Source organism: Chryseobacterium daeguense DSM 19388, assembly GCF_000430825.1.
Taxonomy (GTDB): Bacteria; Bacteroidota; Bacteroidia; order Flavobacteriales; family Weeksellaceae; genus Chryseobacterium; species Chryseobacterium daeguense.
This window is the reverse complement of record NZ_AUMT01000003.1, coordinates 42,946-60,779: the sequence shown is the minus strand read 5'-3', so window position 1 is coordinate 60,779 and position 17,834 is coordinate 42,946. Positions and strand designations below refer to the sequence as shown.

Sequence of the window (17,834 nt, the reverse complement as noted above, 5' to 3'; positions counted from 1 at the left end):
AAATAAAAAATTTGATTGTCATTTAATTAAGACAGGAATTGTGTATTTTTAATTAACTAATAATCAGGATTATATGGCTAATCAAGTTTTACAATCATCAATTATGAGAAAAGTGGCAATGGGGCTTTCCGGCATTTTTCTTATTAGTTTTCTGATGCTGCATGTTTCTCTGAATTTTACTTCGGTGCTCAGTGAAGATCTTTTTAATCAGGTTTCGAATTTTATGGGTTACAATTGGCTGGTGCAGTATATCGGGCAGCCGATACTGATTTTTGGCGTAGTTTTTCATTTTGTGATGGGATTTATTCTGGAGATTCAAAACCGTAGGGCAAGGCCTGTGGGCTATGCTTACAATGCAAGCTCGGCCAACAGCACCTGGAGTTCCAGAAATATGATTATTTCAGGAGCCGTTATTCTGGCTTATTTTTGCCTTCACTGGTATGATTTCTGGTTTCAGGAGCTTAATTATAAATTCATTGAAATGAATGTCCCGAATGAGACAAGATATTATGAAGAGCTGGTACACAAATTCAAAAGCCCGGTGCGCACGTTTTTGTATTGCTGTGCATTTGTACTGTTAGGGTTTCACTTGTGGCATGGCTTTTATTCTTCAATGCAGTCGATGGGATTTAATAATAAATATGCCAGAGCACTTACGGGTTTCGGGAAATATTTTGCCATTGTAGTTCCCTGCATTTTTATTTTTATAGCTTTATTTCATCATTTTATAAGATAATTTATTGATATTTTTCGAAATGCACTTTGTTCATGACCTCACTCATAAAAGTTCTGTATTTTGATTAATAACTTTAAGTAATCTAAAAAAATAAATATGAAGGCTAAACAGATTCCGGGAATTCCGCCACAGAAAAAAGGCAGCTTTCATGATACTGAAAGCGAAAAATTTTTTGATACCCCAGACGAGGCGTTTGATTTTTTTGAAGTTTTAAAGATAAGACTGTTCAATGTCAATCAGTGGAAACACTATTGCGGTGAACAGTCTGCTGATTTTGCTTTATTTGATTCTTACGGTAAAGCCATCAGCCGTAAGCCTGAGATCGGTGATTTTATCAGGATTAATATTCCCGGGCCCGGCAACACGGAAGGTAAAGGATATGACTGGGTAAAAATAGTGGGTATTGCTCACGAAAATGAAAATGATTATGAAAAAGTGCTGATTATTTGCAGCCCGTCCGTAAAACCCGGAGATATGAAAAACAATCATATTGCCCATTTTTATTCTTCACAGGCAACCTCCAATTTTATGATCTTAAGAGAAAAAAATTATATTAAAACTGGAATTTACGGTAGAAATGAAACTCCCAACTTTAATGCAAGCTTTATCAACAAAATCAGGAATATAATGATTGCTTTGGGCGGAATGCTGGGCTTTTCAAAAATTCAATGGAAATGTCTTACGGACGGATTTTTAGATTTTTAGCAGATAATTTTTAAAAAAAACTCACTATTTGTGAATTCCGATGGCTTTTAAAGCATTTTCGTTTAAATAAATTTCATCAAAAACCGTAAGCGCTTCAACATCTTTAAAAGTCTGGCATTGTAGGTCATTTTTATTGAAAGACAGTTCAATGGAACTGTCGTATGATGCCACAATTCTTACCACGGAATATCCGTTATATGCCAGTGTGAAGCCTTCAAACAAGCAATTTCTTTCTGCCTTTTGATAGATTTTATATTCTTCAAAGGTTACATTTTCGCTGTTTGTATTTTTTGCATTATGCTTAAGAGATTTCCATGCTTTATAATTTTTAGGTTCCTTCAGGATATTTCCGTTACTATCTACGGGTATGAACATCCCTAAAATAAGAGGTTTTTTAAGAAAATTAGCGTAATTATTTAGCAGGTTCAAAGTCTGAAGATCAGCATATCCCTCGTTTGAGTAAAACTCAATAACGAAAGTGGTCATGGGTATAAGCTTATGAGATGTATTTTCCTGCATCGTAAACTTTCTTATAAAAAAGGTTGGGGTATTTAATTGCTATAATTCTATTATTTTACAAAAATATAGGTTGTTTTAATATGAAAATAATTTTTTGCAGCAAAAAGCCATATTTAAAATGTGTCTAAATATCAATTTTTGAATTTCTTAGTTAAAATTTTTAATAACTATATGTTTTTCAGGTAAATGTCCAGACTGGTTTCCCGGTCCAGCCCCAGCTTTGTTTTAATTTTTGTTTTATAAACCCGTATGGTATTGGGCGTAGTATTTTCAAAAGATGAGATTTCTTTTGATGACAGGTTCAGCCTGAAGTAAACGCAAAGTTTAAGCTCCATGTTAGTGAGAATCGGGAACCGATCGGAAAGGCGGTCCAGGAATTCTTTATTTTGCGCTGAGCATTCATTGATAAGGTCAAAGTTCCTTTTATCTACGTGGATCAGGTTATTTACTTTTAGAAGAAGGTCTTTCAAAACTTCTTCAGGATCAGTGTTTTTCTGTTTTTTAATTTTTCTCAGACTATCCAGAAATGCTTTTTCGGTTTCTATTTTCAGGTTCAGGCTGTGATACAGGTTTTTAATTTTTTCATCCTGAATTTTAATATCTTTTTCCAGGATTTCTTTTTTATTTTCCAGAATTATCTTTTGCTTTTCATTTTTCTCACGCTCTCTTTTATTTCTGTTCCGGATATTTGTGAGAAGGACTAGAAATGTTATGATTGTCAATGAGATAATGATGGTTAGTAACAGGTTTTTCCTTTTCTGATAATCATATTTCTGGTTTACGTTTTTTATGATATAATTGTTGAGAAGGTTTGTTTTCTCTGTGAGGTTTTGTGCTGTAATCTCAGAATTTTCATCATTTAGGGTAGTGATCTTATCGGAGTAAACTTTCAGGTTCCGGAGATCATTGGTATCGGCATAATATTTTTGGATGATCTTATTAATATCTATTCTTTCGGAGACAGAATTTAATTTTGCTTCTCTTTTCTTAAAGGCTTCGATCAGGCTTTCTAGTTTTTGCGTCTGGTTTGTTATGCTGTAAATTTTTGCCAGTTCAATAGACGGGTTAATGCTTTCGTGTGAATAATTATTTTCAATATAAAATTCAAGTTCTTTAGACAATATTTTTTCTGCGGTATTATAGTCTTTCAGTTTAAGAAAATATCCACCAAGGTTTCCTTTGATAAAATTCAGGAAAAGTTCCTCCTGTTTATCTCTTTTTGGGATATCTTCCAGGATTTTAATGGCTATTCGTGTTTCTTCAATAGCACGGTGGGTGTCATTCATTTTATTATAACACAATCCGAAGTTATTATGCATGGAAGAAACAAAAATTTGCTCCTTTGGATTCACATTTTTCAGGCATTCATTGAAATAAAAAAGTGCCTTTTTATAATCTTTCTTGGAGTAATACATTCTTCCTTTAAGGTGGAATAAATGAGGAAGAAAATATTTCTGGCCTGTTTTCTGGTCGAGCTCTATGGCTTTATTCAGAAATTCTTCAGCCAGCTCCGGCGAGGTAAATTCAAACTGTAAAGCCAGGTTATAATTGCAGGAAATTGAAATATAGTCGTATTTATCATTATTGAGTTTAAGAAGCTCATAAACAAGCACATCCTCTTCATTTCTTCGGAGGGACAATTCTACATATTTGGTTCCAATAAGGTATTGATTGCTCCCATGCTGCTTGTATTTAGCATACTCCCTATCATAAATTTTCTGAATTTCCACAGGATTATCACGAACTGCCGAGATCTGATTATTCAGATGCTGGAAATAATCATTGGCCTCTTTTTCTGATGGTAAGCAGGAAGTGAATAATATAAATAGATATAAATAAAGTAAAGAAAATTTCATGGATTATATAAGCAGCTTTTAAATATAAATCTATTAAAAATTAATTAAAATCCATTCATATTTTTAAAATATAGCTGAACAGTTTAAAGCCAATTAAAGTTTTACATTTATATTTTATTGAGTACAGAGATGAAATTCCGGTAGCATTTTACTTGATTAATAGTTAAAATAGTTCAAAAAAATTACAACAAAAACACTTAAAAAACCTCTCAATAGCATTAAAAACCAAAAGTCAATATTACTAATGCTTTGTAAAATTTATTTTATTGATAATCAAATAGTTGAATTCTTAATATTAATGATTTTTTTTCAATAAAAACATGACAGCTAATGATATTTAATTCATATAAAGTGAGATTGTTTGATAATAATTCTACATTTGAACAATCAAACACTAACCAAAATATACACCTAAAACCTAACTAACCATACTAATGAAAAAAGCGATCCAAAACCCAATGAAAACTCATCCCGGGAAATTGCAAAGTACTGTATATTATTATCCTGAGGAAATTATAGAATTTGTTTTAAGAACAATCTATACCAGAAAAAAAAGCATAAGCCAGATCGAAAGGGAATACAAAATTCCAAGAACTACAATATACAGCTGGATAGAGTAATTCTACAGAAATTACTTCAAAAAATGCTTCAAATTTCAGAATTAAACCAAATCACGTATTAATTTATCAGAAAAATATTAATCTCTCAATGCAGGAGATTTTTATTAATGGCCGCAAGAATACAATTGAAAAAAACAATTGCATGGTAACACTGAATATACTGTTATACATCAATTATCGTGATCCTAAAACACAAATTCTAAATAGATTATATTAGAAATGGAGGAAACTTTAAGAGTTCCTCCATTTTGTTTGTAAATAAATGTAAAATTTTATTTATTTTTAAGATACCAAATACTTAATATGAAAATATATGCAATTGGAGCTTTTTTGCTCTCGATGGTTTGTGCTGATCTCACGGCGCAAACTTTAAAATCACCCGACGGAAAGTTTGAGATGAACTTTCAGCTGAAGCAGGGAGTACCTTATTACAATCTGAAATACAACGGCAATGTTGTCGTGGAAGACTCCAAACTAGGATTGAGACTATTCAAGGATATTTCTTTGAAGTTTGCCCCGGAAATTACAAAAACGGAAGAGGCCAAAATAGACTTAAACAGCGGCTTTACAAAAACAGACGAAAAAAGGGATTCCAAAAACGAAAGCTGGCAGCCGGTTTTAGGAGAAAAGAAAAACTATATCAATCATTACAATGAGCTGGCTGTTACGTTAAATCAGGCTTCTACAGAGCGTAATATTGTTCTGAAATTCAGATTGTTTAATGATGGATTAGGGTTCAGATATGAATTTCCCCAGCAGAAAAACCTGAACTATTTTATCATAAGGGAAGAAGATTCCGAAATTGACCTTCCTTCTGATATGAAAGCATGGTGGATTGTTGCAGACTATGATTCTCAGGAATATCAGTATCAGGAAACGAAGATTTCAGAAATTCACGACCGTTGGGATAAGGCGTTTGATAAGCATTCTTCCCAGACCTTAATTAAAAATGCGATTCAGGCCCCGGTTTTACTGAAAAAAGAAGGAAAAAATCCTCTATACATCAATATCGCCGAAGCTGCAGTGCTTGATTATCCGGCGGCTCATCTTGAAGTGGATATTAATAATTTTAAATTTAAAACTCATCTCACCCCGGACAAACAAGGGGCAAAAGGGTATATCCAAACCGCTTCAGCTTCCCCTTGGAGAACAATTATTGTTTCCCCAAAAGCCGAGGAAGTGCTGGATTCCAAAATGTTATTTAACCTTAATGAACCTACAAAATATACAGACACTTCCTACATTCATCCTACAAAATACATGGGAGTATGGTGGGAAATGATCATCGGAAAATCACAGTGGGCTTATTCTACAGCTGAAAATATCCATATCGGGCAGACAGATTTTTCTAAATTAACTCCGAACGGAAAACATGCTGCCAACAATACGAAAGTTAAAGAATACATCGATTTTGCAGCAGAAAACGGCTTCGACGGACTGCTCATTGAAGGCTGGAACATCGGTTGGGAAGACTGGATCGGGCATCATAAAGAATTTGTATTTGATTTCATCACGCCTTACCCTGATTTCGACATAAAAATGTTGAATGAATACGCTCATTCTAAAGGTATTAAGCTCATTATGCACCACGAAACTTCCGCATCCGCCACCAATTACGAAAGATGGGCTGATAAAGCGTTCCAGTTGATGAATAAATACGGCTATGATGCCGTAAAAACGGGCTATGTGGGTGATATGGTTCCCCGTGGAGAACATCATTATTCCCAATGGTCCATCAACCATTATTACAGAATTGCAGAAAAAGCGAATGAGTATAAAATTATGGTCAACTCCCATGAATCCGTACGTCCGGGAGGTGAAAGCAGAACCTATCCCAATTGGATTTCTGCAGAAGCTGCCCGCGGAACAGAGCACGAAGCCTTTCAGGGGAATAATCCGGATCACCAGACCATCCTTCCTTTTACACGATGGATAGGAGGTTCCATGGATTATACACCGGGAATTTTCCAGACAAAATTAGATTACTACTTCCCCGGAGATAAACGTTTTGTAAAAACCACGCTGGCTAAACAATTAGCATTGTATGTGGTCATGTATATGCCTCTTCAGATGGCTGCAGATTTACCGGAAAACTACAAAAAGCACATGGATGCGTTCCAGTTTATTAAAGACGTGGCCGCAGATTGGGATGATACAAAAATTTTATCCGCCGAACCTGGAGATTACATCATTACGGCAAGAAAAGCAAAAGGTACTGAAAACTGGTTTGTAGGAGGGATTACCGATGAAAACAAGCGAGAATATACCGTAGATTTTTCTTTTTTAAATAAAGGTCAAAAGTATGAAGCAACGATTTACGAAGACGGAAAAGATGCCGATTATATTGATAATCCTCAGAGCTATAATATCTACAAAAAGCAGATCACAAGCAAGTCAAAAATCAATTTTAAAATGGTAAGAAGCGGCGGTTTTGCGATTTCTGTTAAGCCGGTAGATTAGAATAGTATCAATAAGGTAAGTTGAATTTTAGTTAAAAATTTAATATCAATATATTATTCCTCTAAAATTAGATATACTTAATATGGGTTAATTAAAATATCATGTTTGTGATATTTGATTGCATATAATTAATGTAATTGAAAAGATCGATTAAAATAATTTACTTCAAAAGAATAGGTTAAAAAACGTATCTTTTATATAGAAAATCTAAGGAGGCGGCAAGATAGTTGTATTGATATGAAAACCAAATTAAAATTAATATGAGCTTACCATTAGCAGAAGAATCAAAAACAGAAGGCCATTATCATATTGATCATTTTCGTCAGGAGGTTTTGGAAGGTTTAAAAAAAGAACCGAAGAAATTACCGTCAAAATATTTTTACGATAAAACCGGCGACAGGCTTTTTCAGCAGATTATGAATATGCCGGAATATTATCTCACCGATTGTGAGCTTGATATTTTCAAAAATAAAACAAAGGAAATTGCTGAGGTAATGATTTCTATGGATACTTCTTTTGACCTGATAGAGCTGGGTGCGGGAGATGCCATGAAGTCTACCTGCCTCCTGAAATATTTAGCCGAAAAAAATATTGATTTCGCCTATATGCCGATTGATATTTCCGGAAATATTCTTTCCGTGCTGAAAGAAAAAATTAATAATGAAATTCCGACACTGGATATCGTTTCACTGGAAGGTGAATATTTTGATATGCTGGATAAGGCCACTCATATTTCAAACAGAAGAAAAGTGGTTCTTTTCCTCGGGGGCAATATTGGGAATATGGAAGTGGAAGAAGCCAGCCATTTCTGCCGTGAAGTGAAAAGGAAACTGAATCCGGGAGACATATTTTTTGTAGGTTTTGATTTAAAGAAAAACCCTCACACTATTTTGAGTGCTTATAATGACAAAACAGGCATTACTGCCCAGTTTAATCTTAATCTTCTTTCCAGGATGAACGGAGAACTGCATGCAGATTTTGATCTTGAACAATTTCAGCATTACCAGACCTATGATCCTGCGTCAGGAGCCTGCCGGAGCTATCTTGTAAGCTTGCGGGACCAGACGGTAATGATAGGAGAAGAGCGTGTACATTTCACGGAAAATGAATGTATAGATATGGAAATTTCTCAGAAATTTTTTGAAAATGATATTAAAAAAATTGCTAAAAACTCAGGTTTTGACCTAATCAATGAGATCAGAGATTCCAAAAACTGGTTTGTGGATTCCGTATGGCAGGTTATTTAATCTAAAATTTATCTATGAAAGCAAATGAAATTCTTATAAAGGAAAATCCGTTTACAAAATGGGTAGAAAAATATTCACAGATCCGGAATTATTCTGAAGAAATATGCAGACCTCTGGAAATAGAAGATTATGTGGTCCAGCCTGTGGTAGATGTAAGTCCGCCAAAATGGCATCTGGGACACACGACCTGGTTTTTTGAAACCTTCATCCTTATCCCGAATTTTCCGGATTATGAGGTTTTTGATCCGCAGTATAATTTCGTATTCAACAGCTATTACGAAACAATCGGAACCCGTGTAATCCGTACAGACCGCGGAAATCTCAGTCGACCGTCGGTTTCTGATATTTATCAATACAGAAAATATGTTGACGAAAAAATGAATGAATTTCTTCAAAGCGAATTCATGACAGAAAAAATTGAACCTTTATTAGAATTAGGTTTAAACCATGAACAGCAGCATCAGGAATTATTGATTACCGATATCAAATATATTTTAGGCCACAATCCTTTATTTCCACAATATAAAAAGGAAAAAATAACGGCTAAGGAATATTCCGGCGAAATCAATATGTTAAAATTCTCTGAAGGAGTGTATGAAATAGGTTTTACCGGAGAAGGATTTTGTTTTGATAATGAATTGGGCAGACATAAAGTATATCTTCAAGATTTCGAAATTGCAGACCGGCTTGTAACCAATAGGGAATATCTGGAATTTATGCAGTCCGGCGGATATGAAGATTTCAAATACTGGCATGCCGAAGGATGGGACTGGGTAAAGCAGAAAAACGCAAAATCTCCTTTATACTGGCACTTTGTTGAGGACAAATGGATGCATTATACATTAAACGGATTACACGAGATTAATCCTGATAAAGCTCTTTGCCACATCAGTTTTTTCGAGGCATCGGCCTTTGCAAGCTGGAAAGGAATGCGTCTGCCTACTGAAGCAGAATGGGAAGCAGCGTCGGACCATTTCGATTGGGGAAGCCGATGGGAGTGGACCAACAGCGCGTATCTGCCTTATCCCGGATTTAAAACAGAAGCCGGGGCAGTAGGAGAATACAATGGAAAATTCATGGTGAACCAAATGGTGTTGCGCGGTGCTTCTGAAGCTACACCGAAAGGCCATAGCAGGAAAACCTACAGAAATTTTTTTCCTGCCGGGCTTCAATGGCAGTTTACAGGGATCAGATTGGCGAAATAATTTAGCATGATAAAAGTAGAATCGGTTTCAAAATATTTTGACGGAAAACCTGCAGTTGATACTATTTCTTTTCAGGCAGAAGACAGGGAAATTTTGGTGCTTCTCGGGACCAGCGGCTGTGGGAAAACTACCACACTAAAGATGATCAACCGTCTTATAGAAGCTGATTCCGGAACAATTTTAATTGATGGTGAAAATATTCGGGACAGAAAGCCGGAAGAATTACGGATGGGAATTGGTTTTGTCATGCAGAATTCAGGACTTTTCCCTCATTATACCATTAAGCAAAATATCTCTGTAGTCCCGGAATTATTAAAATGGGACAAAAAGAAAACCGAACACAGAACTCATGAGCTTTTACAGAAACTTAACCTTCCTGAGGAAATGCTTTCCCGCTTTCCGAGTGAATTAAGCGGCGGGCAGCAGCAAAGGGTAGGCATTGCAAGAGCTTTGATCGCCAATACTCCGGTTTTATTGATGGATGAGCCTTTCGGAGCTTTGGATAATATTACCAGGGCGGATATCCATGCAGAATTCAAATCTTTGGAAGAGCTTAAAAACAAAACCATCATTCTTGTAACCCATGATGTGCAGGAAGCATTTGAGCTCGGACACAAAATATGTCTGATGGATAAAGGGAAAATCGTACATTCCGGTACACCCAAAGAAATGCTTTACCACACAGAAAATGAATTTGTTTCCAGTTTTTTCGCGGAAAACCGTCTCTTATTGGAATATAAAGTTACCACATTGAAGGATGTTGAAAGCCTGGTGAATTTGAAGGAATTATATCACAGGTTTAATTTTACCCAAAATACCAATCTCTGGGAAGCCCTGCAGAAACTGAGTGCAGATCATGAAAATATGGAGAACTATGAAAACCTGATCAAAGGTTTCAATGAATACAGAAAATTACAGATGGTATGACGAAGCAAAGTCTCTGGCAGTTTATTGCAGAACAGTATGAAAAGCTTTTAACCCAAGTCATACAGCATCTCGGGCTTACTTTTTTCTCTTTATTTTTAGCAATTATTGTAGGAGTTCCACTCGGAATTCTTATTTCAAAAAAAATAAAGCTTTCAACTTCAGTTTTGGGGGTTGCAGGTATTTTGCAGACCGTTCCCAGCATTGCTTTATTGGGATTTATGATTCCGCTTTTCGGGATTGGTGTTGCTCCGGCGATTGTTGCATTGCTTATTTATGCGCTTTTACCCATCATTAGGAATACGTTTACCGGCATTACCGGCGTTAGTCCCACCGTTATTGAAGCCGCAAAAGCCATAGGAATGAACAGCAGGCAGCTTCTCTTCAAAGTGGAGCTTCCCCTGGCCATGCCCGTTATTATTGCAGGAGTGAGGACAGCAGCGGTTATTAATGTGGGTGTTGCTACCTTGGCATCATTTGTTGCGGCCGGAGGATTAGGAGAGTTTATTTTCGGAGGAATTTCTTTGAACAATACCAATATGATTCTCGCAGGAGCCATTCCGGCGGCTTTGCTGGCGGTACTTTCAGATCAGGCGATTGCTGTTTTGCAGAAATCCGGGTATCGGTTATTGAAATATTTAAAATATATTGTTCCGGTTATTTTGGTTTGTATCGGAGTGGCTTATTTTTCTGCTTCAGCTTCGGAAAGTAAAATCAAAGCAGGCTTCACCCCGGAATTTATGGGTAGGCAGGATGGTGATCTCGGGCTGAGATCTGTTTACGGACTCAATGTAAATCCGGTAATAGTGAGTGATGCCGTCATGTATAAAGCTGCCTATGAAAAAGAGCTTGATCTTATCAGCGGATATTCTACGGACGGGCGTATCAAAGCTTTTGACCTCTATGTTTTACAGGACGATAAGAAAATTTTTCCACCTTATTTTGCAGCTCCGGTTATTAAAATGAAGACGTTGGAAAAATTTCCCGGTCTGGAAGAAGCATTGAATGTTTTAGCAGGAAAATTCAATGATTCTATTATGACAGACCTGAATTACAAATCAGACTATCTTCACCAGACACCCGAAAAAATTGCAAAGGATTTTCTGGTTAAAAATAATTTATATAAAAACCCTAAAAACGGAAACTCCGGAACGGTAAGAATCGGATCAAAAATTTTCGGGGAACAATATATTTTGACGGAAATTTATAGAATGATCATCGAAGGATATACCGACTATAAAGTTGAAACCAAAACAGGGCTGGGAGGCACCAAAATCTGTTTTGATGCTTTAATGAATGATGCTATAGATTTTTATCCCGAATATACCGGAACAGGGCTTTTGGTGATGTTAAAAGCAGACGGAAATACCATCAAAAAGGTTACCCAAAGCCCGGAAAAAACCTACGCTTATGTAGATGCCGAATTCAGGAAACAATTTGGAATACAATGGCTGAAACCGCTTGGGTTCAATAATTCTTATGCCCTGATGATGCGGAGGGAGCAGGCGGAACATTTGAAAATTAAGTCTATTTCAGATCTTAAAAAATACATCCATTCAAAATAATTGAAAATATCAGCATGAAATATAATTTTGATGAAATAATAAACCGACGAGGAACGCATTCTATAAAATGGGATCTATGTGCAGAAAATGTTCTTCCCATGTGGGTTGCGGATATGGATTTTAAAACAGCGCCGGAAATTACAGAAGCGCTTTCGAAAAAGGCTTCCCCGGGAATATACGGTTACAGCCTGGTTCCGGATGAGTTTTATAATGCAATAATCGGGTGGTGGAAAAATGAGCATCAGTTTTTGATTCAAAAAGAATGGCTTTTAGCCTCTACAGGCATGCTCCCGACTTTATCTGCAATAGTAAGAGCTTTTGTAAAGCCGGGTGAAAATATTATTCTGCAGACTCCTGTTTACAATCATTTTTTTACCATTCTGGAAAATTGCGGATGTAATATTCTGTCTAATGAGCTTTTATATAAAGACGGAAACTACAGTATTGATTTCGAAGATCTTGAATCTAAAGCTTCCCATCCGGATACAAAACTGCTGCTGATCAGTAATCCGCACAACCCTGTAGGGCGTGTTTACACAACGGAAGAGCTTGAAAAAATGGCAGAAATATGTTCGAGAAACAAAGTGATGGTTGTTTCTGATGAGATTCATTCTGATCTTGTTTTTGGTGAAAAAAAACATATTTCTTTTGCTTCTGTAACAGGATACGATGTGGTTTCGGTGACTTGCGGATCGCCTTGTAAAACGTTTAATTTATCTGGTCTGCCGATTTCTTATGTTATCTGTAAGGACGCTAAAATTTTAAATCAGATTAAAAAATTAATGGATGTTCAGGAAACGGGTTATCCTAATTCTTTTGCCGTAGAAGCTTTAATAGCAGGCTACAGCAAAGGAAAAAGCTGGGTAGAAGAGCTGAAGGTTTATCTTTATGAAAATTATAAATACCTGTCGCGTTTTTTTGCAGAAAACCTGCCGGAAGTTAAAGTTTTGCCACTGGAAGCGACTTACCTCGTATGGCTGGACTGCAGCGCTTTAAATAAAAACTCTGAAGAACTGTCCCAAATCCTTCTTGATCAAGAAAATCTTTGGCTGAATGCCGGGACTATGTATGGATCTTCAGGAGAAGGATTTTTGCGGATTAATATTGCCTGTCCAAAGGAACTTTTACAAGAAGGATTAAGAAGATTCGGAAAATTTTACAGCAAAACAATATGATTTGTTAAAACTTTGGCAAATAAATTGTTACAGGTACTGCATAACCACTTTAAAATCATAATATGAAAAATTCAATTTTAGCTGTACTAGCTGTGGCTGCTCTTGTAGCCTGTAAAAAGAATGAAACTACGGCTGTTGACAGTTCGGCAGATACTACTGCAACAGCGGCTGCGCCAGCCGATACAGGAATGGCAGCTACTGATTCTGCTGCAATGGCCAACAACACGTCCGCTACTGCGGCTTCATTAAGCGATCAGGACAAAAAATTTGCTGACGCTGCTGCCACAGGAGGTTTGATGGAAGTTATGATGGGTGAGCTTGCCTCTTCCAACGCTACCAATGCTACAGTAAAATCTTTGGGTGCAATGATGGTAAAAGACCACAGTAAAGCCAATGATGAGCTTAAGAAATGGGCTTCCACAGCAGGGTATACTTTGCCGACAGGCCTGGATGCGGAAAAGCAAAAGAAATATGACGACCTGAAAGCTAAAAAAGGTGCAGAGTTTGATCGTATGTATGCTGATCTTATGGTAAGCGATCATAAGAAAGATGTTGCAGAATTCAAGAAGCAGGCTTCAGAAGGTAAGGAGGCTTCATTGAAGGCTTTTGCGAGCAAAACAGTTCCTACTTTAGAGCATCATTTAATGGAATCAGAAAAAGCAAAAGATGCAGTAAAATAAAATACTGTCCTTAAATATTTAATAAAGTCCCATAATAATGGGGCTTTTTTTATTTGTAAATATGTTTAAATAGATGAGAAAATTCAATATAATTATGGATAATGATAAAAGTTTTTATTTTGCAATAATAATCTCTTATATGTGATATATAGTTAAAATGTTAATAAAAAACTAATTTTTATAATTTTCTGAGTATATTTATAAGATGCAAACCCTGTAATTATATGAAGAAATATCCTACTCCTTCTAATGAAGAAGAAAGAATCAGGAAATTGGAATTTTTAGATCTTTTGAACCTGCCCAAGGATCCGCAACTGGATATTTTTGCTGAAACGGCGTGCCTGGTTACCGACTGTCCGGCTTCACTTATTGCCGTTATGGAAGCAGAAACGCAGACCATACAAAGTTGTATAGGAATGTCTCTGGATACGGTTGATCGTAAAAATACGCTCTGCCAGTACTCCATTGCTACCGGAGATGTGGTGGTAATAAATGATACGCTGTCTTATGAAAGATCATCCGATAATCCATTAATTTTAGCTGGCGGGATCCGGTTTTATGCAGGGGTGCCGCTTATTGACGATGAAGGTTTTTCATTGGGAACACTCTGCGTTATCGATTATAAAACTAAAACCATTTCAGAAAGCCAGATCGCGACTCTTAAAAAAATAGGCGAGGCCGTTACAAAGATTCTGATGGGAACCCGCCAGAATATTCAGGCAGAATATTTTCAGCAGACATTTAATATTTCAAATAATCTGATCTGTGTTCTTAATAATAATTTTATCATTAAGGATTTCAATCCGGCTTTTGAAAAGGCCTTCAAACTGGATAAAAATAAAGCACTACAACATAATTTCCTTAGCCTTCTTGGAGAGCAGAGCCAGCAAGTATTAGAGAAAATAGAAACTGTTCTCAAAACAGATAAAGAACTGGTAATTAACACCACTATACATATCGACAGCTCCGCTTCCATTACTGTGGAATGGTATTTAAAGCAAAATCAGAATAATTCTGAAATTTTTTGTTTCGGGATTAATATTACCCAGCATGTAGAAGAAAAACTGCAGCTGGAGAACTCTGAGCGCCGTTTTAGAAGCTTTTTCGAAAATGCCATCGGCCTGATGAGCATGCACGATATGGAGGGTAATATTCTTGAAGTAAACCAAAAAGGAAGAGAAACACTTCACTATTCCGCAGAAGAGGTAAATGGATTAAATTTAAAAGATCTTGTCCCGGAACCAAACTGGCCTTTATTGGAACAGTATCTGGACCGTATCAATCATAATAAAGAAGATTTTGGAAACATGATCCTCAAAACAAAAGAGGGCGAAGAGCTTATCTGGATGTACCATAATCTTGTGGAGATCAACAAAGAAGGAAAACCATACGTTGTAAGCACAGCATTGAATGTCACGGAGAGAATGGCTCTGGAAAAAGACCTTCTTTACACCAAAAAAATGCTGGAACAGACCAGTTCTGTGGCCCAGGTAGGAGGATGGGAAGTAAATCTTAAAAAAAATACGGTATTCTGGTCACAGACTACAAAGGAAATCCATAAAACAGATGCGGGCTTTCAGCCGGACTTTGAAAATGCTTTAGGTTTCTATAAGGACGGAGATCGGAAAAAAGTTGAATTTCTCTTTAACAGAGCTGTATCTGAAGGAATTCCTTATGATGAGGAATTTCAGCTCGTGCGCAAAGACGGGGTTGAAATATGGGTAAGGGTGAAAGGTATCCCGGAATTTGACAATGGTGTATGTACAAGAGTTTTTGGAATCATTCAGGATATTAACGCCTTTAAAAATATTTATCTTGAGCTGGCCAGAAAAGAAGCCATGCTACAGTCATTCGTAACCTATGTTCCTGTAGCGGTGGCAATGTTTGACAAAGATCTTAATTATCTCTCTGTAAGCAGCAGCTGGAAAGATGAATTCCACATGAACGGGATGGAGCTCATCGGGCAGAATCTTTTTACCATTTCACCCAATGTTCCGGAAGAAAGAAAAATCATATACCGCAATGCTTTGCAGGGAAAGGCATATAAAAACGAAAATTTTGCCCTTGAAGTAGAGCATAAAGAAGGAATACAGCATTATAACCTGGAAGTAAGGCCCTGGTATCTTTCTGACGGGATTATAGGCGGAGTGATTGTATCTGTTCAAAATATCACAGGTTCCGTAAAAACAAATGAGGAGCTGAAACAGGCAAAGAAAATGGCAGATATTGCCAGCAAAGCAAAATCTGAATTCCTGGCCAATATGAGCCACGAGATCCGCACGCCTCTTAATGGGGTAATAGGGTTTTCAGATCTGTTGCTGAAAACGCCGCTCAATGAAATTCAGACGCAGTACCTTAATTATATTAATGAATCAGGAGAAAATCTGCTTACCATTATTAATGATATTCTGGATTTTTCTAAAATAGAATCCGGAAAAATGGATCTCTTAGTAGAAAAAAGCAATGTTTATAATATAGTAAGCCAGGTTATTAACGTAATTCTTTACCAGTCTCAGAGAAAAAATATTGAGCTGCTTTTAAACATCGAGCCGGGACTTCCTAAAACGATCTGGGTGGACGAAACACGCCTGAAGCAGATCCTTATCAACCTTTTGGGTAATGCCGTGAAATTTACGGAGCAGGGCGAAATAGAGCTCAAAGTGCAAAAGCTGCGGATTGACGAAAAAAATATATCGTTACGTTTTGCGGTAAGAGATACGGGAATAGGAATTCCTTTAGAAAAACAAAAGCACATTTTTAATGCTTTTACTCAGGAAAACAGTTCTATCAGTAAGCGGTACGGAGGAACCGGACTTGGACTTACCATCTCAAATAATATTTTGGGATATATGGGAAGCCACCTTTCCTTGACCAGTGAGCCGGATAAAGGTTCGGTATTCTTTTTTGATGTTGAAGTTCCTTATGAAATGTCCGAAATGTCTGAGGATGAAGAGCTTAAAATTAAAAAAGTATTGATAGTTGATGATAATGAAGCCAACAGAATTATTATCCAGCACATGCTTTCTTATAAAAATATTGAATCAAAGCTTGCGTCCAACGGATTGGAAGCCCTGCAGATTTTACTGGCGGGAGAACGCTTTGATATCATCTTAATGGATTATCACATGCCGGTAATTTCCGGGCTGGAAACCATAGAAAAAATTAAAGATCTGTTTAAAAAACAAAATGAAACATCACCACTGGTTATCCTGCATACTTCCTCGGAAGAGCATGATGTGATCAATTCTTTCCGGCAGGAGCAGAACTCTTACTTTTTGCTGAAGCCTATAAAATCGGAAGAATTATACAAAACCCTTCGCCGTGCAGCAGAGCAGAACGAAAGAGAGATGCCGGTAATGATACCTCAGGAAACGACCAGCCAGTTATCAGCAAAGCCAAACCTTGAGGTTCTGTTGGTGGATGATAATCCCGTGAATATGGTGCTTAATAACAAAATGATAAGGTCTCTCATTCCTGACGCTCATTTCACTGAAGCTGTAAATGGCCTTGAAGCCCTTGAACAATGCAAAAGTAAGCAGTTTTCACTTGTGCTGATGGACGTTCAGATGCCGGTAATGGATGGTATAGAAGCTACAAAGCAGATCCGTTTATTACCCGGATATGCTGATGTTCCTGTCATTGGGGTTACAGCAGGAAATATTTTAGGCGAAAAAGAAAAGTGTTTAAGTTCCGGGATGAATGATTTCCTTCCTAAACCGCTTAGGCAGTCTGATTTATCGGAAATGCTAAAAAAATATGTTTCTGAAGATAATGCGGAATCTGATTCTGATGAAGAACAGGAAAGATATCTCGATACGGATATTTTAAGTGAAAGTATCGGTGACGATGATGAAGATTTTAAACAAATTTTCCTGAACCTTGTTATCCAGGAGCTCACAAGCGCAGAAAGCAATATAAAAACAGCTTCCAAAGAACAGGATATGGATGAAATAAAAAGAATTCTCCATAAGCTCAAAGGGACGGCCGGAACAGCAGGGCTGGTAAAGCTTGCAGATACCGCACGCCATTATGAAGCCAAAACCAATGGCAATATGGATTTTTCCGAAATGGAGCAGGGTGTTGTAAATGAAATATCAATTGGATTGAATTTAATAAAAAGTTTAATAAAATAAATAGCAAGA

At 36.8% G+C, this 17,834-nt stretch carries 13 protein-coding genes; 11 read left to right on the top strand and 2 right to left on the bottom strand.

Translation table 11 applies throughout. The annotated features are described in order from the left end of the window. The first annotated feature begins 73 nt into the window (after positions 1-73). Both H560_RS0104745 and H560_RS0104740 read left to right on the top strand, forming a co-directional pair. Complete coding sequence (locus tag H560_RS0104745; protein WP_027378986.1) at positions 74-736, top strand: succinate dehydrogenase cytochrome b subunit; 663 nt, start codon at positions 74-76, stop codon at positions 734-736. Between the two features lie 96 nt (positions 737-832). Further along, a complete protein-coding gene (locus H560_RS0104740) occupies positions 833-1,441 on the top strand; it encodes a hypothetical protein (RefSeq protein ID WP_027378985.1) in 609 nt (202 codons plus the stop codon). A 24-nt stretch (positions 1,442-1,465) separates the two neighbouring features. Here the strand turns inward: H560_RS0104740 and H560_RS0104735 are convergent, their stop codons facing one another. Continuing rightward, on the bottom strand, positions 1,466-1,960 hold the full coding sequence (locus H560_RS0104735; protein WP_027378984.1) for a hypothetical protein: 495 nt from the start codon (positions 1,958-1,960) through the stop codon (positions 1,466-1,468). Between the two features lie 167 nt (positions 1,961-2,127). After that, on the bottom strand, positions 2,128-3,816 hold the full coding sequence (locus tag H560_RS0104730; protein ID WP_027378983.1) for a tetratricopeptide repeat protein: 1,689 nt from the start codon (positions 3,814-3,816) through the stop codon (positions 2,128-2,130). A gap of 434 nt (positions 3,817-4,250) precedes the next feature. Between H560_RS0104730 and H560_RS0104725 the strand changes: the two genes are divergently transcribed. The 9 genes from H560_RS0104725 to H560_RS0104685 all read left to right on the top strand — a co-directional run bounded on the left by H560_RS0104725 (position 4,251) and on the right by H560_RS0104685 (position 17,825). Beyond that, positions 4,251-4,436, top strand: a complete 186-nt coding sequence (locus H560_RS0104725; protein WP_027378982.1) for a hypothetical protein — start codon at positions 4,251-4,253, stop codon at positions 4,434-4,436. Between the two features lie 303 nt (positions 4,437-4,739). Further along, positions 4,740-6,896: a glycoside hydrolase family 97 protein gene (locus H560_RS0104720; RefSeq protein ID WP_051289152.1), complete on the top strand. Its 2,157-nt coding sequence runs from the start codon at positions 4,740-4,742 to the stop codon at positions 6,894-6,896. Between the two features lie 260 nt (positions 6,897-7,156). After that, positions 7,157-8,143, top strand: coding sequence for an L-histidine N(alpha)-methyltransferase (gene egtD, locus H560_RS21080; protein ID WP_034752213.1), 987 nt, complete (start codon positions 7,157-7,159; stop codon positions 8,141-8,143). Between the two features lie 14 nt (positions 8,144-8,157). Beyond that, the gene (gene egtB / locus H560_RS0104710) at positions 8,158-9,348 is read left to right on the top strand and encodes an ergothioneine biosynthesis protein EgtB (RefSeq protein ID WP_051289150.1); all 1,191 of its coding nucleotides are present in this window, start codon (positions 8,158-8,160) and stop codon (positions 9,346-9,348) included. Positions 9,349-9,354: 6 nt separating this feature from the next. Further along, complete coding sequence (locus tag H560_RS0104705; RefSeq protein ID WP_027378979.1) at positions 9,355-10,275, top strand: ABC transporter ATP-binding protein; 921 nt, start codon at positions 9,355-9,357, stop codon at positions 10,273-10,275. Beyond that, the gene (locus H560_RS0104700) at positions 10,272-11,837 is read left to right on the top strand and encodes an ABC transporter permease/substrate-binding protein (protein ID WP_034752212.1); all 1,566 of its coding nucleotides are present in this window, start codon (positions 10,272-10,274) and stop codon (positions 11,835-11,837) included. Before H560_RS0104705 ends, H560_RS0104700 begins: the two co-directional genes overlap by 4 nt. A 14-nt stretch (positions 11,838-11,851) precedes the next feature. Beyond that, positions 11,852-13,012 (top strand): MalY/PatB family protein, encoded by a 1,161-nt coding sequence (locus H560_RS0104695; RefSeq protein ID WP_027378977.1) that lies wholly within the window; start codon positions 11,852-11,854, stop codon positions 13,010-13,012. Positions 13,013-13,074: 62 nt separating this feature from the next. Beyond that, positions 13,075-13,692: a DUF4142 domain-containing protein gene (locus H560_RS0104690; protein ID WP_027378976.1), complete on the top strand. Its 618-nt coding sequence runs from the start codon at positions 13,075-13,077 to the stop codon at positions 13,690-13,692. Positions 13,693-13,916: 224 nt separating this feature from the next. Next, on the top strand, positions 13,917-17,825 hold the full coding sequence (locus H560_RS0104685) for a response regulator (RefSeq protein ID WP_027378975.1): 3,909 nt from the start codon (positions 13,917-13,919) through the stop codon (positions 17,823-17,825). The last annotated feature ends 9 nt before the right edge of the window (positions 17,826-17,834 follow it).